This window comes from Natrinema soli (assembly GCF_028618695.1).
In genome coordinates this window covers 1-1,418 of the sequence record NZ_JAQIVI010000043.1, presented here as the reverse complement: position 1 = coordinate 1,418, position 1,418 = coordinate 1, and the positions used below count along the sequence as shown (strand labels likewise).

The window sequence follows — 1,418 nt, the reverse complement described above, 5'->3', positions numbered from 1 at the left end:
GACCGTCACGTCGGCGCCGGCTTTCGCGAACGCGGTGGAGAGCTCCATGCCGATGTAGCCGGCCCCGACGACAAGCAGGCCCTCCGGCACCGCGTCGGCGGCCAGCGCGTCGCGCGACGACCAGACAGGGTCGTCGTCGAAGTCGAACCCGGAGAGCCCTATCGGTCGGCTCCCCGTCGCGACGATGGCGTGCTCGAACTCGACGGATTCGCTCCCCTGTCCCTCGCCCCCGTGGGCGATGCGGACGGTCTCCTCGTCGACGAACGTTGCCGTCCCCTCGATCAGGTTGACACCGTTAGCCTTGCAGAGCTTCTCGACGCCGCCGGTGAGCTGATCGACGACGCCGTCTTTCCACTCGACGAGTGTCCGCATGTCGACGGTCGGATCGGCGTGGACCCCTATTTCCTCGCCGCGGCCCGCCTCGTGGGCGAGGTCCGTCGCGGTGATCAGCGCCTTCGACGGAATGCAGCCGTAGTTGAGGCAGGTCCCCCCGTAGGCGTCGCGTTCGACGAGCGTCGTGTCGAGCCCGTGTTGTGCGGCGCGGATCGCGGCCGTGTAGCCGCCGGGTCCGCCGCCGATAACCAGTACGTCAGTGCCAGTCGTTACGTCTCCGACGACCATTATTAGAGTAGTAGTAGTTCTGGCGCGTTCAGGTAGCGCTTGACCTCGTTCGTGAACTGTGCCGCTTCGGCACCGTCGACGAGCCGGTGATCGACTGACATCGAAATCGGCATCGTCGGCCGGGCGACCACGTCCCCGTCCTCGACCCAGGGGCGCTCTTTCATCGAGCCGAGCGCGAGGATCCCCGCCTCGGGGTAGTTGATGATCGGGGAGGCGTACTCGCCGCCGATCGCTCCGATGTTCGTGATCGTGAACGTCCCGCCCTGCATCTCGTCGGGACTGATCTTTCGGCTCCGGGCGCGCTCGGCCTTGTCGTTGATGTCCCGGGCGAGTTCGAGCAGCCCCTTCTGGTCGGCGTTGTCGATCACGGGAACCATCAGTCCGGCGTCGGTCGCGACGGCGATTCCGATGTTGTACTCGTCGTGGACGACGATCTCCTCGGCTTCCTCGTCGAGTTCGGTGTTCAGTGACGGCACCGATCGCAGCGCCGCGACGACGGCCTTGACGGCGAACGGCAGGTAGGTGAGTTTGACGCCGCGCTCCTCGGCGCGCGCTTTGAGCCGGGAGCGCGCGTCGACCAACTCCGAGACCTCGACCGCGTCGTGGTGGCTCACGTGCGGCGCCGTGAACTTCGAGGTCGCCATCTGTTCGCCGATCGTCCGCCTGACGCCGGTGTACGGGATTCGATTTCCGGCCGTCGGGCCGTCCGATCCGTCGGTTCCGCCCTGCCCCGCACTCGAGGCCAACGTCCCGTTTCCGGTCGGTTCGGGAGACGGCCGGTCGCCCGCCGCGTACGC

General features: G+C 67.3%; 2 protein-coding genes. Both read right to left on the bottom strand.

The genetic code is table 11. The features are described 5' to 3' along the window. Positions 1-621: FAD-dependent oxidoreductase (locus PGX04_RS03050; protein WP_273737167.1), on the bottom strand; the 621-nt coding region annotated here is incomplete at its 3' end. 2 nt (positions 622-623) lie between these two features. Next, positions 624-1,418: dihydrolipoamide acetyltransferase family protein (locus PGX04_RS03045; RefSeq protein ID WP_273737166.1), on the bottom strand; the 795-nt coding region annotated here is incomplete at its 5' end.